The sequence below is a fragment of the Myxococcus sp. CA039A genome (assembly GCF_013336645.1).
Classification (GTDB): domain Bacteria; phylum Myxococcota; class Myxococcia; order Myxococcales; family Myxococcaceae; genus Myxococcus; species Myxococcus llanfairpwllgwyngyllgogerychwyrndrobwllllantysiliogogogochensis.
Genome location: NZ_JABUMQ010000057.1, coordinates 1 through 21,656, shown reverse-complemented (window position 1 = coordinate 21,656; position 21,656 = coordinate 1). Strand labels below are relative to the sequence as shown.

Sequence of the window (21,656 nt, the reverse complement as noted above, 5' to 3'; positions counted from 1 at the left end):
GGCCTTCGTGGCGGCCACCCGGGTGCTGTCTTTTTGGGGCGGCACCTGTCCGCCAGCCCTCCCGTCACGCGGGCGTGTCCGGAGGTCCTTCGCGGGGCAGCTCGACGGTGAAGGTGCTGCCCTCGCCGGGCGTGCTCTCCACGCGGATGGTGCCCCCGAGCGCGGTGACCAGCTCCCGCACCAGGTGGAGCCCGAGCCCGAGCCCCCCATAGGCGCGCACGGAGACGGCGCGCTCGAAGCGCTCGAAGATGTGGGCGAGCCGGTCGGCGGCGATTCCGATGCCCGCGTCCCGGACGCTCACGTGGACGACGTCCGCGTCGGCCCAGGCCCGCAGGGTGATGGGTTTGCCGGCGCCGAACTTGAGCGCGTTGGAGACGAGGTGGACGAACACCTGCTGGAGCCGCGCCGCGTCCCAGCGGCCGACCAACTCTCCTCCCTCGACATGAAGCGCCAGCTCGCAGTCGGCGCGCTTCAGGGGCTCTTGCATGCGCCGGGTGACGGCGCCGAGGACCTCCACGAGGTCGACGCGCGACAGGTGCAAATCCAGGCGCCCCGCCTGGAGGCGGGAGATGTCGAGCATCTCCTCCACCAGCGTGGCCAGCTTCAGGCTCTGGCTGTCGAGCGTCTTGAGTCCGCGGATGGCGACGGGCGGCAGCCCCTGGGGCGTGTGACGCAAGAGCGTCTGCACCATGAGGCGCAGCGACGTGAGCGGGGTGTTCAGTTCATGGGAGGCGACGCTGAGGAACTCATCGCGCAGGCGGATGGCATCCTGGGACTCGCGGTAGAGGCGGGCGTTGTCGATGCAGACGGCGGCGCGGCGGGCCAGCTCCTGCGCCAGGCCCAGGTCCACCTCGCTGTAGCGGCGACCGGGCGTGCCGGAGACGAACGTCGCGACGCCCAGCGTCCTGCCTCCGGCGATGAGCGGCACGTGCATGGCCGCCTGTGAGCCCAGCTCGCGCAGGCGCTCGACATACTCCGGGCCGTGGCCGTGCTCGCGCAGCATGAAGTCGGTGACGTCCGCGCGCAGGAAGGGCTGGCCGGTGCGCAGCGCGTGGATGACGGCGGGCGGAGACGTCCAGTCCACGGGGTAGTGCTCCAGCAGCTCGCGCAGGCGCGCCTCCTTCACCGGGTCCACGTGGGCCACCGCCAGCGTGCGCAGCGTGTCGCCTCGCTCGACGACGGTGAACATGCACCAGTCCGCGAGGAAGGGGACCACCAGTCGCGTGGCCTTCGCGAGCGTCTGCTCCAAATCCAGCGACTCCGCGAGCGCGAGTCCGGAGTCGGCCAGGAAGCGCACGGCCCGCTCCGCGCGGCGGCGCTCCTGCACCTCGACATGGAGCTGCTCGAACAGGCGGCTGTTCTCCAGGGAGATGGCGATTTGCGACGACAGCGTGCGCAGCACCCCCACGCGCTCGGGCGTGAAGGCGCGGGTGGCCAGGTCGTTCTCCAGGTAGAGCACGCCCACCGTCTTGCCATGGCGCTGGATGGGGATGGCCAGCGCGGACTTCACGGCGCGGCGGAGGACATAGGCGTCCTGGACGAAGCGCCCCTGGTGCGCGGCGTCGGCCAGCACCAGCGTCTCCCCGGTGCGGAAGGCGTGCTCCAGCAGGGTGATGGGCACCTGGCTGGCATGCGCCAGGGGCGTGCGCTCCAGGCTGACGGGCTCGGAGATGGCGCCCACGGCGCGGACCCGGAGCGCGCCCGCTTCATCCAGGACCAGCGCGCCCCGCGTGGCGCCCGCGGCCTCGAAGCACACCGCCATCAGCTTCTCCAGGAGCCGGTCCAGCACCACCTCGCCCACCAGCGTCTCCGACGCCTTGAGCAACGTGAGCAAATCCAGCGACGCGCCCGGGGCATCGGGCCTCGTCGGGGTGATGCCCGGCTCGCTCCAGGAGCGGTCGACCAGGGACTTGAGTTCGGGGAACTCCTCCTCCAGCAGCACCACCTTGGCCTGCGCGCCCCAGCGCGTGTAGCCGTCCAGGGCCGCGCGCAGGTGGAGCGTGGCGAAGCGCTTGTGATGGAGCTGCTGGTGGAAGCGCCCCGCCAGCTCGTTCGCGAGGGCCTCGTCCTGGAGGAAGCCCTCGGTGTGGGCCCCGTCGATGGCGCTGTCGTACAGGGCCATGGCCTCCAGGTGCCGCCCCTCCAGGCGGGCCACTTCGGCCGAGACGAGCTGGTGCTTGTGGCGGAAGTTCTCCGGGCAGGTCTCCGCCCAGCCGCCGAGCTTCCGCTGGTTCTCCGCGAGCAGGCCGAGCATCGCCTCGCGCTCCTCGGGAAGACGGGTGGCCCGCGCCGCCAGCGTCAGCGACGTCAGCACGTTGAAGTCGACGTTGCGGAAGAAGCCCTGCGCGAAGTGCTCGTAGGGCAGCGCCTCGCGCGACATTTTCAGGGCCTCGTCCAGGTCGCCCAGCACATACGCCACCAGCAGCTTCAAGAGGGCGTGCAGATAGAGGCTGGTGTGCGTCGTCAGCCCCGAGTCGAGGAAGTCCTGCTCGTTGAAGTCGTCGTCGCTGAGTCGGGCGAGCTGGTGGGTGCGGCCCTGGAGCGCGCGAATGGCCTGACGGGAGAGGATGGACACGTCCGCCATCACCTGGACGCCCGCGCGGCGCGCGAAGGACAGGCTGGTGTCGATGGAGCCCAGGACGCGGACCAGCTCGGTGCCCATGGCCAGCTCGGTGGAGACGACGGTGGTGAGCGCGTAGCTGGTGAACTGGAGGTCTCCACTGGCCAGCCCCGTGGTGACGGCGCGCCGCAAGAGCGACAGGTTGGTGCGCAGGGGCGCGCGCCAGTGATTGATGTTGAGGGTCAGCGTGATGAGGGCCCGGCACTCCTGGCGCGCGTCACCCAGCCGCCGCGCCAGCGCCACGCCCAGGTTGCACCAGGTATAGGCGCTCGCGGCGTCGCCCTCGCTGGCGAGCAGCATCCCGTGACAGGCGTACACCGCGGGCGCCCAGCGGGAGTTGCCGTGCTCCAGCGTGAGCACCAGGGCGAGGGTGTTGAGGTACGAGAAGAGGTTCGGGTCGACGAAGAACGCGGGCGTGACGAGCTCGGACAGGAGCTGCACGCAGGCCAGGTGGCGCGGGTCCTCCAGCAGGGGCGCCTCCAGCAGCTCCTCCACCGCGCGCCCGCGCAGGTGTTGCTCCATCCGCGCCCGCTCCGACGCGAGCGCCTGGGCGTAGCCATGTTCGGGCAGCTCCATTCCGAACAGGCGCAGCCCCTCCTGGCCCGCGCGCAGGGCCTCCGCGTAGTGGCCGTTCATCAGGAGCGCCAGCACCTGGAGGACGTACAGGTCCACCTTGCGCGGCGCGGAGGCGGCGTGCTCGTGGGCGGTGTGGAGCAGCTCCTCCGCCAGCTTCCCGTTGCCGGACAGGTAGGCGCACTCCGCCGCCTCCTTGTGGACCTGGAAGATCTGCTCGTGTCGCCGGGGCCAGTCCTCGCGGGGCAGCAGGGCCAGGCCCCGCGTGAGGTACACCAGCGCCGCGCCGAAGGCCGACGCCTCCTTGGCCTTGAGGCCCGCGCGAAAGAGCAGCTCCGCCAGCGTCTGTCTCTCCCCGGCGCCGCTGAGCTTGCGCGCGCCGCGAGACAGGTGGTCCACCACCGCGAAGAGGCGCTCCTCGAGCAAGTCCCCTCGCGCCCCGCGCAAGAGCTGGCGCCCCGCCGCCAGATGGAGCTCCTCGCGCTGGTCCTCGGTGAGCAGCGAGTACGCGGCCTGTCGGACGCGGTCATGCGCGAAGCGATACGTGGCCTCGGGAGTGATGGGGGTGTCCTCCGTGCGCGCCTGCGGGCGCGAGGGCTCGTTCTCCGGAATGAGCAGCCCCTCGCGCAGCAGGCTCCACAAGGCGGAGGCCGTGTCCTCCGTCGCGCGCTCGTCGACGAGTGATGACAGCAGGCCCAGCTCCACCCGGTCCCCCAGACAGGCGGCGACCTCCAACACGTACTGCGCCCGCTCCGGCAGCCGACGGATGGCGGCGAGCATCAGCTCCACCACGTTCTCCGTCACCTCCACGCGCCGCAGCCGCTCCAACTCCCACGTCCACGTGCCCTGCTCCAAATCGAAGTTCAGCAGTCCGGACGTGTGCAGGAGCCGCAGCAGGCGGGTGAGGAAGAGCGGGTTGCCCGCCGTCTTGTTCAGGAGCAGCTCCGCCAGGGGCGCCACCTCCGACGGCTCTCGGCGAAAGGTGTCCGCGCACAGCGCGGTGATGGCGGCGGCATCCAGCGGCGCCAGCTCGAAGGAGTGGGAGGGAATCGCCCCCTGCTCCTCGAGCGTGCGCAGAAGCCGCGGCAGCGGATGCTCGGGGCTGACCTCCTGGGAGCGCCAGGCGCCGACGAAGAGGACGTGGAGCGAGCCGGGGTCTCCGCAGAGGCTCTTGAGGAGCTGGAGCGAGCCGGGGTCCGCCCACTGGAGGTCATCCAGGAAGAGGAGCAGGACGTGGCGGGGCGTCGCCAGCGCCTGCACGAAGGACTGGAAGAGCAGGTGGAAGCGCGCGGACGCCTCCACCGGTCCCAGCTTCGGTGGCAGGGGCTGCGGGCCGAGCAGCTCCTCCAGCGCGGGGATGACGTCGCTGATGACGCGGGCGTGGGGGCCCAGGGCGCCGAGCAGCCGCTGACGCCAGATGTCCCGCGCCTCCGGGGCCTCCTCCATCAGCTCGCGCAGCAGGCCCTGGAACGCCTGGACGAACGCGGAGTAGGGCACGTTGCCCTGGAGCTGGTTGAACTTGCCGGTCAGCAGTCGGTCGCCGCGCGCCGCGTCTCGCGCCAGCTCGTGGACCAGCGCCGACTTGCCGATGCCCGCCGCGCCGGACAGGAGGAGCAGCTCGCTGGTGCCCTGGCGCACCCGCTCCCGTGCCGCGCGCAGCTCGGCCTGCTGCGGCTCGCGGCCATACAGCCGCTCGGGGAGGGACAGCTGGCGGGCCAGGTCCAGCCGCCCCAGCTCGAAGTCGTCGGACAGGTCCGCGCCCTTCCTGCGGCGGACCTCCTGGAGGTCCACGAGGAGGGAGTCGGCGCTCTGGTAGCGCTCCTCGGGCATCTTCGCGAGCAGCTTGAGGACGATGTCGGAGACGACGCGAGGGACGGCGGGGTTGGCGAACGCGGGCGGCACGGGATGCCGGGCCAGGTGGGCGTGGACCAGCTCCACGGGGTCCGCGGACGTGAAGGGCGGCAGGCCCGTGAGCAGCTCGTAGAACGTCGCGCCCAGGGAGTAGAGGTCCGCGCGGTGGTCGATGAGCCGGTTCATCCGGCCCGTCTGCTCCGGGGCGATATAGGCCAGCGCCCACTGGAGCTCTCCGGGCATGTCCCCGGAGGGCGCGAGTCCGGAGACGCGCGTGGCCAGGTCGAAGTCGATGAGCGTGAGGCGCTGGCCGCTGGCACTCATCACGAGGTTGGTGGGGTTGAGGTCGCGGTGGATGACGTGGTGCTGGTGCAGGCGGGAGAGGATGCCGGCGAGCTGCAGGGCCAGCTCCATGAAGACCTCCACGCCCACCGGCCTGCGATGCAGCCACTCCTGGAGGTTGTGGGGCCCGGCGTCCTCCAGGACGAGCGCGAGCGGTTGCGAGGGCTCCTCGGTGAGCGAGACGACGCGGGAGATGTCCGGCACCGCGTCGCGCAGCTCGCGCAGGAGCGCGTCCTCGTGGCGCAGCATGGGGCCGCTGCCGACGGCGAGCGGACCTCGGCGGACCTGCTTGATGACGAGGGGTCTGCCGTCCTGTCCCCAGGTCCGCAGGACGACGTAGCGGCGTCCTCGATGAATCTCCTGAAGTCCTTCGGTGCCCGGCGCCTGCCACATCTCGCCCTCGCCGTGAAAGCCCTCCGTCCGGTCCCCGCGCGGCCAGGCCCACCCGGCCACTCCCCGCGCGGCTTCCCGCTTCCTTCACGATTTGGACGGAGGTGCCTTACGGCACGCGCGGCGCACGCGCTGACGGGCGACCCGCCGGGGCCTCGCCCGGCCTCCGGGTGTGGCGCGCCCGCCGGACACGGTCTTCAGCTCACGCGGCGCAGCTCGGGCAGGTCCTCGGGCCGCAGGGCCCAGACGGGCGCGGGTGGCAGCGCGGAGAGGAAGCCCGTCTGCACCGCGGGAAAGCCGTCCACCTGCGCCGCGTCCGGGAACAGGGTCCCCGCGCGGACGAGGCTGCCCGCGCCGACGATGCAGCCCCGGCCCAGGCGGCTGCGGTCGCAGAGGATGGCGCCTGGCTCCACCACCGTCCCCGCGCCCACGAAGCAGGCGTGCACCAGGCAGCCTGGCCCGATGAAGACGCCGTCCTCGATGACGAGCGAGCCGCCCGGCTGCAGGTGCACCACCGCGTTGGCGTGGATGCGCACCCCCGCGCCGATGCGCAGCGGGACGTGGGACTCGCCCACGATTCTCACACCGGGGCCGATGATGGCGCCCGGTCCGATGAGCACGTCTCCCGTCACCTCGCAGGTGGAGAAGAGGGTGGCGGTGGGGTGGACGAGCGGGTGCTTGTCTCGGAAGGAGTACAGCTGTCCCATGGGGGCGTCCTCGGCGCGGTCTCTCGCGAAGAAGGGGGTGAGGGGTTGTTCGGGCAGCGAGAGGGTGCCGCCTCGCGCGGTGCGCAGCCGCTCCAGGTCGCCGGTGTCGACCCGGCGGACGACCCGGGCGGGCCGCCCCACGACGACGGAATCGGAGGGCACGAACATGCCCGCGGGCACCAGCGTGCCATCCGCCACGAGGCAGCGGTCTCCCAGCTGCGCGCCGGGCATGAGGATGGCGCCAGCGCCCACGTCACACAGGTGGCCCGCGGATGCGCCGAGCATGAGGCTCCTCGGACCGAGCGCGGTCTTCTCTCCCACCGCGACGGGGTGTCGGGCCGTGCCGATGACCACGGCGTTCTCCCGGACCGCGGAGCCCGCGCCCAGTTGGACCGAGCCTTCTGGAGAGCACACCACCGCGCCTTGTGCGACGTGGACCCCCGGTCCCAGGTGCATGCGTCCCAGCACGCGCGCACTGCTGGCCAGACGGAAATGAGCGGCGCCCTGACTGGGGTCCGTGGAAGGTGCCACACGCGAAAAGCTCGTCACCATGAGTGGAGGCAAGCTACACCTCGGCCCGGGACAGAAGGACGGCCCGCCGGCGCTGGATGGGTGTTCGAGGCAGGACGACCGAGCCCTCGGGGCTCCGCCTCCGGTACGGGGCAAGAGACTTCCACGCACGCTCGTCCGGGCGCGAAGGACAAGGGCCCGCCCGCTCGTCCGTCCGCCGTGCTCCGGGCCCGGGGTCAGCCGATGACGGCGGCGGCCGTCCCTGGACGCGCCCGCGCCTTCCTGCCAGAAGGGCCCAGGTTCGGGGCGGCATGGAGGCCGGAAATGTCGGAGGTGGATGCGCCGTCGTCGCGGGAACCCGCGGTGGGGCTCTGGGCTTCGCTGAAGGAAGCCATGCATGGCACCGAGCGGGACCTCACGGGTCTGCCGGTGAAGCGGGCCATCTTCCTGCTCGCGGTCCCCATGGTGCTGGAGATGGTGATGGAGTCCATCTTCGCCGTGGTGGACGTGTTCTTCGTCGGGCGGCTGGGCGCGGATGCCGTCGCGACGGTGGGCCTGACGGAGTCGCTGCTCACCATCATCTACGCGGCGGCGGCGGGTCTGAGCATCGGCGCCACGGCGCTGGTGTCGCGCCGCATCGGTGAGAAGGACCCGGAGCGGGCCGCGCGCACGGCGGTGCAAGCCATTGGCCTGGGGGTGCTGCTGGCCATTCCCGTGGCGGTGGCGGGCGTCGTGTTCGCCCGGCCGTTGATGGAGCTGATGGGCGGCTCGCCGTGGGTGCTGGAGCACGGCGTGCGCTACACACAGGTGATGCTCGGCGGCATGGGCAGCGTGCTGCTGCTGTTCCTCATCAACGCCATCTTCCGGGGCGCGGGGGACGCGGCCATCGCCATGCGCGTGTTGTGGCTGGCCAACGCCATCAACATCGTCCTGGCGCCCATGCTCATCTTCGGCCTGGGGCCCTTCCCGGAGCTGGGCGTCATGGGCGCCGCGGTCGCCACCACGTTCGGCCGCAGCTGCGGCGTGGTGTACCAGCTCTACCGGCTGGCGCGTGGCAGCGGGCGGCTCCAGGTGCGCCGCGAGCACCTGCGGCTGGAGCCTGGGACGATGCTGGCCATGCTGAAGCTGTCCGGCGCGGGCACGGCGCAGTCGCTGGTGAACACCACGAGCTGGGTGGTGCTGGCGCGCATCGTCGCGACGTTCGGCAGCGCGGCGGTGGCGGGCTACACCATCGCCATGCGCATCGTCCTCTTCGCGCTCTTGCCCTCGTGGGGCCTGGCCAACGCGGCGGCCACGCTGGTGGGGCAGAGCCTGGGGGCGAAGCAGCCGGAGCGCGGTGAGCGCGCGGTGTGGACCGCGGGCGTCATCAACGCCGTCTTCCTGGGCTCGCTGGGGCTGTTGTTCATCGTCTTCGCCCAGCCCCTGGTGAGCGCCTTCTCGCCCGACGCGGCGGTGGTGGACTACGGGGCCCACGCGCTGCGCATCATCAGCGGAGGCTTCCTCTTCTACGCCTTCGGCATGGTGCTCACGCAGTCGTTCAACGGCGCGGGGGACACCGCCACGCCCACCCTCATCAACATCTTCTGCTTCTGGCTGCTCGAGCTGCCGCTGGCGTGGGTGTTGTCGGGGCCTGTCGGGATGGGGCCCTCGGGCGTCTTCCTGGCCCTCACGGTGGCCTTCTCCATGCTGGCCATCGTCTCCGCCATCCTCTTCCGGCGAGGCACCTGGAAGCTCCGCGAGGTGTAGGGGGCTTCCGGCTTCTTCCGTGAGCGCGCGGTGCGCTCACGGTGGGAATGCACCCGGGCGCTTGACTCGGGTGGGGGGAGCGGAGGGCAATGGGCCCCATGAGACGTGCGCTCCTCGTGGCCTGCCTGCTGTTGGGACTCCCTTCCTCCGCGGCCGAGCCGCCCCGGGCCTACGTGCTCAAGGCCGCGCGCCTGTTCGACGCGAAGACGGGGAGGCTCGTCACGCCGGGCGTGGTGGTGGTGACGAACGGCAAGGTGGCGGCGGTGGGCGCGGGCGCGAAGGCGCCGGAGGGCGCGCGCGTGGTGGAGCTGGGGGATGCCACGTTGCTGCCCGGTTTCATGGACTCGCACACGCACCTGACGGGCGAGCCGGGCGAGGACTGGAGGCAGGACGTCATCGACTCGCTCCAGCGGACCATTCCGGAGCAGACGCTGGAGTCCCTGCCGCGCGTGCGCGCGACGCTGATGGCGGGCTTCACCACCGTGCGCAACCTGGGCGCCGGAGACTTCATCGACGTGGGGCTGCGCAACTCCATCCGCCGAGGCACGGTGGTGGGGCCGCGCATGCTGACGGCCACGGCGGGGCTGGGCACCACGGGTGGCCACTGCGACGAGGGCAACTCCTGGCGCAAGGGCGTGCTGGCGGACGAGACGGGCGCGGGCGTGGCGGACGGGCCGGAGGCGCTGCGCGCGAAGGTGCGCGACACGCTCAAGTACGGCGCGGACCTCATCAAGGTGTGCGCGACGGGCGGCGTGCTGAGCCTCAACTCGGATGTGGACTCGCCGCAGCTCACGCAGGCGGAGTTGGATGCGATTGTGGATGAGGCGCACGCGCGCAAGCGCAAGGTGGCGGCGCATGCCCACGGCGCGGAGGGCGCCAAGCGGGCCATCCGCGCCGGCGTGGACTCCATCGAGCACGGCTCGCTGCTGGATGACGAGGCGCTCGACTTGATGAAGCGCAAGGGCACCTGGTTCGTGCCCACCGCCATGGCCTTCCAGGGCGTGAAGGAGCGCGCGGACCAGGGCCGCCTGCCGGAGGACAACATCCGCAAGGTGCGCGCGGTGGACGAGGCGCGCAAGCAGTCGCTGCGCAAGGCGATTGCGCGGGGCGTGCGCATCGCTTTCGGCACGGACGCGGGGGTCTTCGAGCATGGGCGCAACGCGGGCGAGTTCGCGCTGCTGGTGGAAGCGGGCATGGCGCCGGCCGAGGCCCTGCGCGCGGCGACGGTGCACGCGGCGGAGCTCCTGGGCGTGTCCGCCACGCTGGGCACGCTGGAGCCGGGGAAGCTGGCGGACGTGGTGGCGGTGCCGGGCAATCCGCTCCAGGACATCCGGAAGACGGAGGCCGTGTTCTTCGTGATGAAGGAGGGCGTCATCTACCGCCATGACGCCGAGCCCGCGGTGCCCTCCGCCGCCCGCTGAACGAACCCCCGCGGGCCCGACGAGTCCTCCTCGCACGGGCCCGCGCCCCTCGTGGGTGGGGGGCTGCTTCAGGCGCCGTGCGCGTCGCCCAGCGAGGCATCCCAGAAGGACGCCTCCACCTTGTGGCCGTCCGGGTCCCTCACGAAGCAGCCGTAGTAGGGCTCGCCGTAGAGCGGGCGCGGCCCGGGGGCGCCCTCGTCGGTGGCTCCCGCCGCGAGCGCGGCCGCGTGGAAGGCGTGCACCATCTGCTTCGAGGTGGCGATGAAGCCGAAGTGCGTGCCGTTGCCGACGGTGGCGCGCTGTCCGTCGAGGGGCATCTGCACCCAGAACTCCGGGAACTGCTTGCCGTAGGCCACGGCGTTGGGGAAGTCGAGCACCCGACGACAGCCCAGCGTGGCGAGCACCTGGTCGTAGAAGGCCACCGCGCGGGCGAAGTCATTCGTTCCGACGGAGACGTGAGAGAGGATGCTCGGGTTTTCGTCGCTCATGGATTCCTCGAACCTATCGGCTCAGGGGCAGTAGGGGCAGGAAGGCATGCCCGGATTGTCTGATTCGAACTGGGCGTACACGCGGCAGTTGTCGTTGCGCTTCAACGTGTTGCCCTGGCAGCCGTAGTGGTACGCGGCCTGGCAGAACGCGGAGGACTGAGGGTCCGCCGCCGGCCCCGAGTACGGACTGGTGCACGAGCCCGACGTGCCGCCACACTCGTCCGCGTCGTCCTTCAGCTCCGAGTACGAGCACGAGCTGTTCTCACCATACGCGGAGCAGGTGCTGTCGGACGGGCACCACTTGCAGGCATTGGCGACGTACTCACTCGCGCACGAGCCGCAGGTGGAAATCTCCGTACAGACGTCGTCCTCGGTGCAGGCGGAGAGGCCGAGGGACAGCACGAGGAGCGCGAGCAGGGTGATGTGACGGGGCAAGGTGACTCCGAATACCGGGGGGACACGGGATTGTTGTCGGAGCCTCGTTTTTCAATCAACGAGTCCGGAATCATCCAGGGCGACTCCTCCGAAGACTCTCGAAATCTCAGCCGACGGAGAACAGGCGCGCCTTGCGGAGTTGGACTTTGAGTGTCTGACCCGGGCGCACTTCAAGTGGTGGGGCCACCACGCGCAGCAGGGTGCCGTCGACGGGGAAGCGGTACTCGGCGGCGTGTCCGAGGAACAGGCGCGCGGAGAGGGGCAGAGGGGTGCCCTGTTCACCGAGCGCCAGGTCCTCGGGCCGCACGACCAGGGTCGCGGGGCCCGGGGGTGCTGAGGTGTCGGCGGGCAGTTGGAACACCGTGCCGCTCCGCGCGGTGTGGAAGGCGCCCTCGCGCACCTCGCCGGTGAGGACGTTCGCTCCGCCGACGAAGCCCGCGACGAAGGGCGTGGCCGGCTCGCGATACAGCGTCTCGGGCGCGTCCACCTGCTCCAGCACGCCCTGGTTCATCACCGCGATGCGGTCCGACAGCGCGAGCGCCTCGCCCTGGTCATGCGTGACGAAGACGAGCGTGGTGCCCAGCCGCGCGCGCAGGGCCGCCAGCTCCGCGCGCAGCTCCTCACGCAGCGCCGCGTCCAGGTTGGAGAGCGGCTCGTCCAGCAGCAGCACGCGGGGGCTGGCCACCAGGGCGCGCGCCAGGGCCACGCGCTGAAGCTGTCCGCCCGACAGCTCGTGGGGCCTTCGAGTCGCCAGCGCCTCCAGGCGGACCCAACGCAGGGCCTCGCGCACCTTCGCGGCGACCTCCGTCTTCGACATGCGACGCAGCGTCAGCGGATAGGCCACGTTCTCTTCCACCGAGCGGTGCGGCCAGACGGCGTAGCCCTGGAACACCATGCCCAGTCCGCGCCGCTCGGGCGGCACGCGCACGCCCGGCCCCGCCACCATCTCCCCGCCAATGCGGATGACGCCCGTGTCGGGGTGCTCCAGGCCCGCGAGCATCCGCAGCGTCGTCGTCTTGCCGCAGCCGGAAGGGCCCAGCAGCGAGACGAGCTCGCCCTCACGGACCTCCAGGCTCAGGCCGCGCACCACGGGCGTGGCGCCGTAGGACTTGAACAACCCTTCCAACGAAATCGCCGCCATCACCGCGCCTCCGCCGCGCGCCGGGCCACCAGCGCGAGCACCGCTTGTCCCAGCACCACCAGCGCGACGAAGGCGCAGGCCAGCACCGCCGCCGCGGCGGGGTCCGCGTAGCTCTGCAGGTCGAACAGCAGCTTGCCCAGCACCTCCGAGCCCGCGGGCACCAGCAACACGGACATGGTGATTTCCGTCGCGCACGAGAGGAAGGCCAGGATGAAGGCCACCGTGAGCGCGGGCCGCAGGAGCGGCAGGGGCACGTCGACGAAGGCCCTCAGCGGCCCCGCTCCGCTGATGCGCGCCGCCTCCGTCAGGGACGGGTCCAACTGGGCCAGCGCCTCCGCGCTGTTGCGCGTCCCCAGCGCCAGGTACTTCGCCGCATAGGCGATGAGCAGCAGCCACGGCGTGTGCGCCAGCGCGAGCACGAAGGCCACCTTGTCCACGAGAATGAAGCGCCAGTCCCGCGAGAAGGCGAGCAGCAGCGCCAGGGCCAGCACCGTGCCGGGCACCGCATAGGGCCATACGGCGACGGCCTCCACGCCCGCGCCGAGTCGGCGGAAGGCCCGCTGGAGCAGGGCCGCGGCGAGCCCCAGCCCACACACCAGCGCGCCCGCTCCCGTCGCGAGCAGCAGGCTGAGCCCCGTGGCGCGCAGGGTGCGCGGCTCCAGCAGGACGCCGGACCAGTGCGCGAGCGTGAGCTCCTCCCACGCAAGCCTCGCCCCGAAGCTGCGCTGGAGCGAGGTGAGCAGGATGGCGGCGAGCGGCAGCAACACGAGCAGCGCGCACGTGCTCGCGACCCCCACGGTGGCCCCGGTGCGCGCGCGGCCCAGGGACAGGGGACGCGAGGCCAGGCCCTTGCCCGTGCTCAGCCGCACGCGGCCCGAGCGGCCCAGGGCCCACGTCGCCAGCAGGGACAGCGGAGTGAGCAAGAGCAGCGCGAGCGCGAGCGCGGAGGCCCGGCCCAGGCCCTCGTCCCCGAGCAGCACGAGTTCGTAGATGCGCGTGGTGAGCACGCGCGTGGGCGGAGACGCGGACACCCCCAGCAGGTACGGCACGCCGAACGACGACGCCGCCATCAGGAACACCATCACCGCGCCGGACAGGAGCGAGGGGAGCACCAGCGGCACCGTCGTCGTCAGCAGGGCCCGCGCGGGCGAGGCGCCGCACACGCGCGCGGCCTCCTCCAACGCGGGGTCCACGCGTCGCAAGGCCGCCGCGCCCGCCAGCAGCACCAGCGGCAGTCCGGACAGGCCCTCCACGAAGGCGATGCCCACCGGGCCGTGGATGTCGAGCGTGCCCTCACCCAGCAGCCGGTTGAGATAGCCCGCGCGCGGACTGGCCAATGACAGCCAACCCATGCCCCAGATGAACGCGGGAATCGCCGAGGGCAGGGTGAAGAGGACGGTGAAGGCGCCGCGCAGCGGCAGGTCCGTGCGGAACAGCAACAGCGACAGGGGCGTGCCCAGGACCAGTGCGAGCACCGCCGCCCCGCCGGAGATGGCCAGCGTGTTGCCCAGCGCGCCCGCCTCCGAGGCCAACCAATCCCAGCCGAGCGTTCCCGGGGCTCCCGCGCCGCGCGCGAGCAGCAGCACCACCGGGCCCACCGCGAAGAGGACCAGGGGCACAAGCCACGCGAACAGCCCGAGCCACCGCGCCGGGGGGCTCATTTCGAGAAGGCCCGGCTGAAGGCTTCCTTGATGACGCCACCGCGCGTGAGGCCCTCTTCCGTCAGCGCGGGTGTCCACGGCTGCGTGCGTGTCAGCAGGGTGTCCACGCCGGGCTCGCCGCCGGGGCCCGGGAGGCGTGGATCCACCGCGTGCATGTCACCCTTCTCGACGATGAGGCGCTGGCCCTCGGGAGACAGGAGCACGTCCACCACCGCCTTCGCGGCCACGGGGTTGGGCGTCGTCGCGAAGAGGGCCACCGGCCCGGGGATGGTGACGGCGCCGTCGGAGGGCCAGACCACGCGAATCCGACTGCCGCGTGAGCGGGCCGTGAGCGCGTTCTCCAGCAGCAGCACGCCCGCGTCCGCCTCGCCGCTCTCCACCTTCTGGAGCACCGCCGCGTTGCCGCCCGCGACGATGGCGCCGCGCTCGCGCAGGCCGGTGAAGTACCCATCGCCATACTTCGACTGACAGAACACCGCCCAGGTGAAGGCCGTGCCCGACGTGAGCGGGTCGCCGATGGCCACCCGCCCCGTCCACGTCCCGTCCACCAGCGCCGCGAAGGACGTGGGCGGAGGAGGGGAGTCCTCGCGGTGCACCAGCACCATGGTGGACACGCGGATGGAGGCATGGCGGGCGTCCAAATCCAGCAGCGAGCGTGGGACGCGCAGCACATGCGGGGAGGCATAGGGCAGGAAGGCGCCGGAGCGTGCCAGCCGTTCGACGAAGAACGGGTCCGACGCGGAGAGGATGTCGGCGCGCACGGCGCCGGCGGCGCGCTCGGCCTCCACCCGGCTGGCCACCTTCTCGCTGCCGGCCTGGTACCAGCGCACCGTGACGCCGGGGAGCTTCTTCTTCAGCAGCGGCTCCAGCGCGTCCAGCACGTGCTGGTACATGGACGTGTAGACCCAGACCTCGCCGGACGGGGCGCCCTCGTGGGAGAGGGTGGCGCCGGACGAGGGCGCGGCGGACTCGATGCGACACGAGGCGAACACGGCCAGCGCGAGGAGGAGGCCGGCCGTTCGGGCCAGGGTGGGAAGGGACATTCGCCCGGGATTATGCGGCACCCCCGCCGAAAGTCGCCGTCCCTCGCGGACGCCTCTTCAAAAGGAAAGCCCCCTCCGCGCCCGGAAGGCACGAAGGGGGCTGTCAGTCGACACGCGTGTCGCCCTACTTGCAGGTGCGGGGCGTCATGGCGTCAATCCAGTCGGCGATGAGCTGCGAGCCCGCGTCGTGGCGCAGGGCGCGGCCAATCTCCGGCATCATCTTTCCCGACTCCTCGGTGTTCATGCGGTACCAGAGGATGGACGTGGAGTGGTCTCCGGGGACGATGTCGAACTCACCGCCCACGCCGTTGCCCGCGGAGCCCGGCCGCTTGCAGTGGCCCAGGCTGAACTCGTCCGTCGTCTTGATGTCCAGGAACAGCCGGCTGGTGATGCCGGGCTGCGCCTTCGGGTTGTGGCAGTGCGCGCAGTTGATATCCAGGTAGGTGCGCGCGCGAATCTCCAGGCTCGCCTCCGCCGTGTTGAAGGCGTCCGGCGCGCGAGGAATCTGGATGGCGGGAGGCAACCCCGTCAGCTTCCCGAGGTCCGCCAGGTGCTGGAGCTGGTTGAGCGTCTGTCCGTCGTAGACATGGTCCCGGTTGAGATACCGGGCCTTCACGCCGATGGGCAGCAGCTGCTGGTTGTCCTGCTCGTCCACCACGTGGTGGCACTTCTGGCACTGGTTGCGCTGGGGCACCAGGTAGTCGAACCTCTTCGCCACGCCCTGGGCGTCGATGAACTCGAAGTTCTTGAACACCTTGCCGCCCACGGCCTTGTCCGCCTCCGTCAGCGCGTCATTCCAGACGTAGGGATACGCCTCCCAGCCGCCCGGCTGCCGCACCAGGATGCGCGTCTCCAGGGGGCGCACGTTCTTGTCCGGCTCCCGGAAGTCGGCGGGGAACGCGAACGTCTTGGTGATGATGGTCCCCACCGGCAAATCCAACACGTCCGACGCCGAGTACACCGCCGCCTTGCCCGCGGGCACGTACAGCGTGCGGGACTTCAGCGAGTAGTCGGAGAACAGCGGCGTGGTCAGCTCGTAGGGGATGTTGCCCGCCACGGGCTGGAAGTCGCTGGTCGCCGGGCTCCCGGTGAACAGCCCCAGCTCCGACAGCTTGTTGGGGATGGTGACGGTGCCCTCGGGCAGCCCCGCATCGGGAGTGCCCGCGTCCGTCCCCGCATCCACTCCGGCGTCGGGTTCACCGGCATCCGGTCCAGCGTCCGGCCCCGCGTCGGGTGTGGACGGAGTGCCAGAGTCACCCGCATCCGGGGTGCCGCTGTCGTGGTTCCCCGAGTCAGGCGGGTTGTCGCCGCCCGGTGGGTCATCGTTTCCACCCGAGCAGGCGGCCACCGCCACGGCGAACAGCACCGCGGCGAGGCCCAGGCGAGTCATGTACGGCGCGCGCATGGCGAGTCAGTCCTTGAACCGCTGCTCAGGGAAGCGCCAGCGCGGGGCTGAAGCCCGAGCAGTTGAACGGCGCCACGCCCTGGTTGTAGCGGCGCGTCTCCGCCCAGGCACCCGTCGGGTCGGGCGTCGTCGCGGTGAGCTTCGCCGTCACGGCCATCAGGTCCAGGTCCACCACGGACTCCTTCGAGGACGCCGGCAGCGTGTTGTTGACGAAGCAGATGTTGACGCCGTTGGCGATGGTCTCGTTGCGCGGATACGGGTCGATGCCGTCCCACAGCACGTGCTCCACCCGCTCCACGCCGTGCACGGCCTTGCCGTAGGCGTAGAGGTTGGACATCAGGAAGCCCAGCGGGCGGAGCGTCATGCTCGGCGCGCCATGGTCGATGTTGCCGCCGCTGCCACCCGTGAAGGTGTTGTCGTGGATGCTCACGTCCGCGCTGGCGAAGTTGTAGAAGGCCGCCGCCCACAGGACGGGGTTGGGCTCGATGGACAGGCCGCTGAGCACCGCGATGTCCACCGTCTCGTTGTCACCCCACGTGTTGCCCACGAACTCCACCCGGCGCGACGCCAGGATGAACGTACCCGTGCCCGCCGGCACCTGCGACACCGTGCTGCTGCTGGTCGTCACCGACGCGAAGTTGGGGCGGTTGTTGCCGGTGATGATGTTCTTGGTGATGAGGATGTCGGTGCCCTTGATGGGGTTGCCCGGCAGGTCGAACACCACCAGACCCGTGGTGTTGTCGATGGCCGTGTTGCCCTCCACATAGGCGTACTTCGTGTTCTCGATTTCGATGCCCGCCACGTTCTTCTTCGCGATGTTGCGGCGGACGATGGTGTAGCGCGTCTGGCCCACGTAGATGCCGGCGTCGGCGGCGTTGTACGCCTCGCTGTCCTCGACGAGCACGTAGCGCGACTTCACCGGGTAGATGCCGTACTTGCCGTTGTCCGGGTTGTTCTCCTGCGCCCACTCGGTGCGGATGCGCTGGATGAACACGTTGGCGGAGTTCTCCACGCGCAGCGCGTCCTTCTTCGCGTTCCACAGCGCCAGGTCGCGCACGGTGAACAGCTTGCCAATCACGTCCATGCCGTTGGTGTTGGAGGCGGCGTTGGAGAAGTCCAGCACGGTGCTGGCGGTGCCACCGGTGGCCTCACCCTGCGCGCCCCGGCCCGCGCCGACGATGGTGATGCCGTCCTGGCGGATGGTCACCGCGTTGTCGAAGCGGAACGTGCCCGCGCCCAGCTGAATCGTGGTGCAGGGCTTGAGCTCATTGACCTCGTTCTGCAGCGCCTGCTCCTGACCCGGATTGAAGGTCACCGTCGTCCGCTGGGCGTCGGTACATGAGAACTCGGCGGGCCACACGGTACCTGAGTCAGGAGTCCCGGAGTCCGGGGTCCCCGAATCCGGCGTGCCCGAGTCCGGCACACCGGGGCCCGGGTCCGGGTTGGCGCTCGCGAACGTCCGGTCATCGTCATCATCCGAGCATGCGGGAATGGCGAGCAGACCCAGCGTGGCGACGAGCACGGCACGTGACACGCGCGAAAGCGGCAGACGGTTCATCAGGTTTCCTCCTGCGGAAAGGCGCGCCTCTTCGACTCACATGAGTGCGATGCTGAGAAGCGCGGCGAGGGATGCGCGAATACTCGTCTCCGCGCCGCCCGACCTCAAGCGTTCGGTGAGGAATTCCTCCACGCCTGGGTTTCGTGACGCGGTGCGATGTGCAATGGAATGGAGCCTGTATTTTCGCGGGTCAGGAGATGCGTCCCTCGTGCTGCCCTACTTCCCCTTCGAGCAGGACACCTATGCGACGGCACTTGGAGTACGCGCCCTGCGGGCAGGTGAAACACTCATCGAGATAGACGCACCGCATTATGCGGCTGAGCTGGCGTTGAAGGCGTCGCTGCTGCGCGAGGATTTCCGCGCGCGATTCCAGGCATTGCCAGGAACGGAGCCGCTTCAATGGGAGGTTTTGAGGCTTTTACTGACGCGCATGGCGGACGAGTCGCCCGCTCACTTCACGCGGCTCGAAGGCGAGGGTGGACGCTGGCACTGGCGCAACGCGCTGCTCGGCACGGATTCCCGCTTCGTGCCGGGAGACGCGGAAAGCCTGCCCCTGGCGCCGCTGGACTGGGTGGGCCGGCAGGTGCAGGAGGATCTGCTGGTGCTCGACGGCGCGCGTGAGGGTTTTCCGCTGGTCGCCGGCCAGCTCTGTTTTCCTTCCGGGTGGTGCCTGGACCAGAAGCTGGGCCGGCCGTTGTTGGAGGTCCACGCACCGGTGCCGCGCTTCGCCGAGCAGGTGGGCGCCGCCACGCTGCGGTTGATGGAGGGCCTCAAGCCGGGGCGCACCGTCACGCGCTGCAACTGGGCCCTCACCGTCACGGACCGGCTGTGCATGGAGCCCCACGCGCGGGCGGAGTGGCTGCACCTCTTCGACGGCCTCACCCCCCAGAACGCCGGTGAGCGCTGCTTCCTGCGCCTGGAGCGCCAGACGCTCAGCCGCCTCCCGGAGTCCGGCGCCGTCCTCTTCACCATCCACACGTACCTGGCACCCGTCGCCGGCGAGGTGCCCACGCCCGAGCGCCGCCGCCGCCTGGCCCAGGTGCTGCGCACCGTCCCCGATGACATGAGCGGCTACAAACGCCTGGGCCCCCTGCGCGAGCCCCTGCTGGCGTACCTGGAGGCGCCCCCCTCGGATGCAGGTCCGTCCGAGTCACCCTGAGTCCGGGCGACGAAGACGTCGGGTGGAGAAATATCCCACCCAGATGGAATGAAGGCCAAAGTCTGGCGCTGTTGAGCGTCCAGGTGGTGCCGGCGAGCAGATGAACGCGCGTTTCTGTAGTAAGTCGCCCCTCCGGAACTGTGACTGGCAGCGGGTTCGCTGCCGCTGCAAGCCAAGGAAGGGCAAACACATGCGGAAGATGTGTCTGGTTGCGATGATGCTGAGCGTGGCGGCGTGCCAGCCTCAGGGTGCGAAGGATGGCAGTGCCACGGCGACGACGCCGGGCGCGGCGGCCACCCCGCAGAGCGAGGACCAGAAGACGCTGTACGCGCTCGGCCTGTCCATCGGCAAGAGCATCAGCGTGTTCGAGATGACTCCGGAGGAGTTGGAGTACGTCAAGGCGGGCCTCACCGCGCAGGTCAAGGGCGAGAAGCCCGCGGTGGAGCTGGAGACGTACGGGCCGAAGCTGCAGGAGCTGGCGCGCGCGCGCAGCACCCAGAAGGCGGAGAAGGAGAAGGAGAACTCCAAGAAGTTCCTGGACGAGGCGTCGAAGGAGTCCGGCGCGACGAAGACCGAGTCGGGTCTCGTCTACAAGGAGCTGACCGCGGGCACGGGTGATTCCCCGAAGGCCACGGACATCGTGAAGGTCCACTACAAGGGCACGCTGCCCAACGGCACGGAGTTCGACAGCTCCTACAAGCGGGGCGAGCCCACGCAGTTCCCGCTCCAGGGCGTCATCAAGTGCTGGACGGAGGGCGTGCAGAAGATGAAGGTCGGCGGCAAGGCCAAGCTGGTGTGCCCGTCCGACATCGCCTACGGCGACCGCGGCGCGCCCCCGAACATCCCGGGTGGTTCGGCCCTGGTGTTCGAGGTGGAGCTGCTGGAGATCGTCAAGCCCCCCGAGGCGCCTGCTGCTGGCGCGCCGGGTGCGCCGGGTGCTCCCGCGACGCCTCCGTCGGCCGCGCAGAAGAAGTAGTCACCTCCCTGCTCCACTCGGAGCGGGAGAGAGGAGGGCTGGCCAGGGGAATCCCTTGCCAGCCCTCTTCGTTTGGGGCGCTCGGAGCGCCACACGCCGAGGGAGGAACTCGATGCACCGTCACCTGCTGCTGTTGGGCGCGTTGTTGATGGTGGGAGGTTGCACGCGGGGCAGGCCCCACGAGGTGCTGCGCGAGCCGTCGTCCACGGGCGCGGTCTCCGAGGCTGAGTTCAAGGCGATGCACACCCTGCGCGGTGACGCGCCGCCGGAGCTCCTGGGCCAGGAGGTGGAGGTGGCCGGGACGAAGGCGTACCTGAGCCTGCCGCCCGACGCGAAGGCGCCGCTGCCCGCCGTGCTGCTCATCCACGAGTGGTGGGGCCTGAATCCTCACATCCGACACTGGGCGGATCGGCTGGCGGCCAACGGCTACGCGGCGCTGGCGGTGGACCTGTATGGCGGCAAGGTGGCCACCACGTCGGATGAGGCGCTCGCGCTGCTCAAGGCGGTGGACCCGGCGCGTGGGATGCAGGTGCTGAAGGCGGCGCACGTGTTCCTCCAGGCGGACTCGCGGGTGCGCGCGACTCGCACGGGGAGCCTGGGCTGGTGCTTCGGTGGGAGCTGGTCGCTGCATGCGGCCATGGCGATTCCGGAGCTGGACGCGGCGGTCATCTACTATGGCAACCCGGTGACGGACCCTCAGGAGCTGGCGGCCATCCGGGCGCCCCTCCTGGGCATCTTCGGGACGAAGGACGCGTCGATTCCGCCCGAGACGGTGCAAGAGTTCCGGGAGGCGTTGAACGCGGCGGGGGTGCGCCACCGCATCGTCGAGCTGGAAGGGGAGCATGCGTTCGCCAACCCGTCCGGCCAGCGCTACGACGAGCGCGCGGCGGCGATGGCCTGGGCGGAGACGTCGATGTTCTTCGAGCACCACCTGCGGCGCTGACAGGGCGCGGATGTCCAGCGGTCCACATGTGTTCGCGGGAGCGTGACGCGAGGTTGCTCCTGGGCTCCAGGTCGGCTTGAACAGGAGCACGGCTTCGGGAGGTGCGGTTGTCGAGGATGGGTGTGAGTGTCGTGGTGGGCCTGGGGCTGCTGCTCTCCGGGAGCGTGGCGCTGGCGGCGTCGCCCGTGGTGGCTGACGCGCCTCCGCCGTTCGCGGGAGCGTGGCGGCGTCCCGATGGGGGCCTGGTGCGGGTGGGCCGGGACGCGTCGTCTGCCTTCTTGATGGACTTCGCCTCGCGGCGGCGTTGGCGGCTGGAGCCTCGGGGCGAGGGGTTGTGGTCGCTGGAGGGCAGCCGGCCCGCGGCGCTGGCCGTGTGGCGCGCGCCGACGTTGACGTTGAGCGGAGTGGCCGCCGGGGCGCTCGTGCTGGAGCCCGTGCCGGTGCGCACCGAGGAGCTCTCGTTGCGCAGCGGCGACGTCACCTTGTCCGCGACGCTGTGGTTGCCGGCGGGAGGGCCGCCTCGTCACGCGGTGGTGCTGTTGCACGAGGCGGGGCAGGGCACGCGCGAGTCGCTGGAGCCCTATCCGACGTTCCTCGTCGAGCAGGGGCTCGCGGTGCTCACGTTCGATGCGCGGGGCACGGGGCGCTCCACGGGGGACAGTCAGCCGTGGGAGTCCGGGGTGCGGG

15 protein-coding genes are annotated in these 21,656 nt (G+C 70.7%); 6 read left to right on the top strand and 9 right to left on the bottom strand.

The annotated features are described in order from the left end of the window. Positions 1 to 64 precede the first annotated feature (64 nt). The gene (locus HR086_RS12345) at positions 65 to 5,839 is read right to left on the bottom strand and encodes an AAA family ATPase (protein WP_174465709.1); all 5,775 of its coding nucleotides are present in this window, start codon (positions 5,837 to 5,839) and stop codon (positions 65 to 67) included. Between the two features lie 134 nt (positions 5,840 to 5,973). Beyond that, complete coding sequence (locus HR086_RS12340; protein WP_373564288.1) at positions 5,974 to 6,951, bottom strand: gamma carbonic anhydrase family protein; 978 nt, start codon at positions 6,949 to 6,951, stop codon at positions 5,974 to 5,976. 366 nt (positions 6,952 to 7,317) lie between these two features. Here HR086_RS12340 and HR086_RS12335 point away from each other — a divergent pair, with 366 nt between their 5' ends. Together HR086_RS12335 and HR086_RS12330 are read left to right on the top strand one after the other, a co-directional pair. Continuing rightward, positions 7,318 to 8,739 (top strand): MATE family efflux transporter, encoded by a 1,422-nt coding sequence (locus HR086_RS12335; protein ID WP_174453783.1) that lies wholly within the window; start codon positions 7,318 to 7,320, stop codon positions 8,737 to 8,739. Between the two features lie 98 nt (positions 8,740 to 8,837). Beyond that, on the top strand, positions 8,838 to 10,160 hold the full coding sequence (locus HR086_RS12330; RefSeq protein WP_174465707.1) for an amidohydrolase family protein: 1,323 nt from the start codon (positions 8,838 to 8,840) through the stop codon (positions 10,158 to 10,160). A 68-nt stretch (positions 10,161 to 10,228) separates the two neighbouring features. On the opposite strand, the gene HR086_RS12325 is transcribed toward HR086_RS12330, so the two are convergent. The 7 genes from HR086_RS12325 to HR086_RS12295 all read right to left on the bottom strand — a co-directional run bounded on the left by HR086_RS12325 (position 10,229) and on the right by HR086_RS12295 (position 17,891). Beyond that, positions 10,229 to 10,648, bottom strand: coding sequence for a VOC family protein (locus HR086_RS12325; RefSeq protein WP_141645442.1), 420 nt, complete (start codon positions 10,646 to 10,648; stop codon positions 10,229 to 10,231). A 21-nt stretch (positions 10,649 to 10,669) separates the two neighbouring features. Continuing rightward, entirely contained in the window at positions 10,670 to 11,083 is a 414-nt protein-coding gene (locus HR086_RS12320; protein WP_174465706.1) for a hypothetical protein, read from the bottom strand. Between the two features lie 106 nt (positions 11,084 to 11,189). Then, a complete protein-coding gene (locus HR086_RS12315; RefSeq protein WP_174453785.1) occupies positions 11,190 to 12,224 on the bottom strand; it encodes an ABC transporter ATP-binding protein in 1,035 nt (344 codons plus the stop codon). After that, on the bottom strand, positions 12,224 to 13,885 hold the full coding sequence (locus tag HR086_RS12310) for an iron ABC transporter permease (protein ID WP_174465705.1): 1,662 nt from the start codon (positions 13,883 to 13,885) through the stop codon (positions 12,224 to 12,226). Before HR086_RS12310 ends, HR086_RS12315 begins: the two co-directional genes overlap by 1 nt. Then, on the bottom strand, positions 13,882 to 14,928 hold the full coding sequence (locus HR086_RS12305; protein WP_174465704.1) for an ABC transporter substrate-binding protein: 1,047 nt from the start codon (positions 14,926 to 14,928) through the stop codon (positions 13,882 to 13,884). The genes HR086_RS12310 and HR086_RS12305 overlap by 4 nt, the downstream gene beginning before the upstream one ends. Before the next feature lie 124 nt (positions 14,929 to 15,052). Further along, on the bottom strand, positions 15,053 to 16,333 hold the full coding sequence (locus tag HR086_RS12300; RefSeq protein WP_174465703.1) for an SO2930 family diheme c-type cytochrome: 1,281 nt from the start codon (positions 16,331 to 16,333) through the stop codon (positions 15,053 to 15,055). Between the two features lie 25 nt (positions 16,334 to 16,358). Then, positions 16,359 to 17,891, bottom strand: a complete 1,533-nt coding sequence (locus tag HR086_RS12295) for a parallel beta-helix domain-containing protein (RefSeq protein ID WP_174465702.1) — start codon at positions 17,889 to 17,891, stop codon at positions 16,359 to 16,361. Positions 17,892 to 18,099: 208 nt separating this feature from the next. Here HR086_RS12295 and HR086_RS12290 point away from each other — a divergent pair, with 208 nt between their 5' ends. The 4 genes from HR086_RS12290 to HR086_RS12275 all read left to right on the top strand — a co-directional run. After that, positions 18,100 to 19,050 carry a DUF3445 domain-containing protein gene (locus tag HR086_RS12290; protein ID WP_174465701.1) on the top strand — a complete coding sequence of 317 codons (951 nt, stop codon included), beginning with the start codon at positions 18,100 to 18,102 and terminating at the stop codon, positions 19,048 to 19,050. Positions 19,051 to 19,240: 190 nt separating this feature from the next. Beyond that, the gene (locus HR086_RS12285) at positions 19,241 to 20,026 is read left to right on the top strand and encodes an FKBP-type peptidyl-prolyl cis-trans isomerase (RefSeq protein WP_141645450.1); all 786 of its coding nucleotides are present in this window, start codon (positions 19,241 to 19,243) and stop codon (positions 20,024 to 20,026) included. Between the two features lie 112 nt (positions 20,027 to 20,138). Beyond that, positions 20,139 to 20,969, top strand: coding sequence for a dienelactone hydrolase family protein (locus HR086_RS12280; RefSeq protein WP_174460619.1), 831 nt, complete (start codon positions 20,139 to 20,141; stop codon positions 20,967 to 20,969). Positions 20,970 to 21,085: 116 nt separating this feature from the next. After that, positions 21,086 to 21,656 (top strand): hypothetical protein (locus HR086_RS12275; RefSeq protein ID WP_217441774.1); only part of this gene is annotated, 571 nt, incomplete at its 3' end.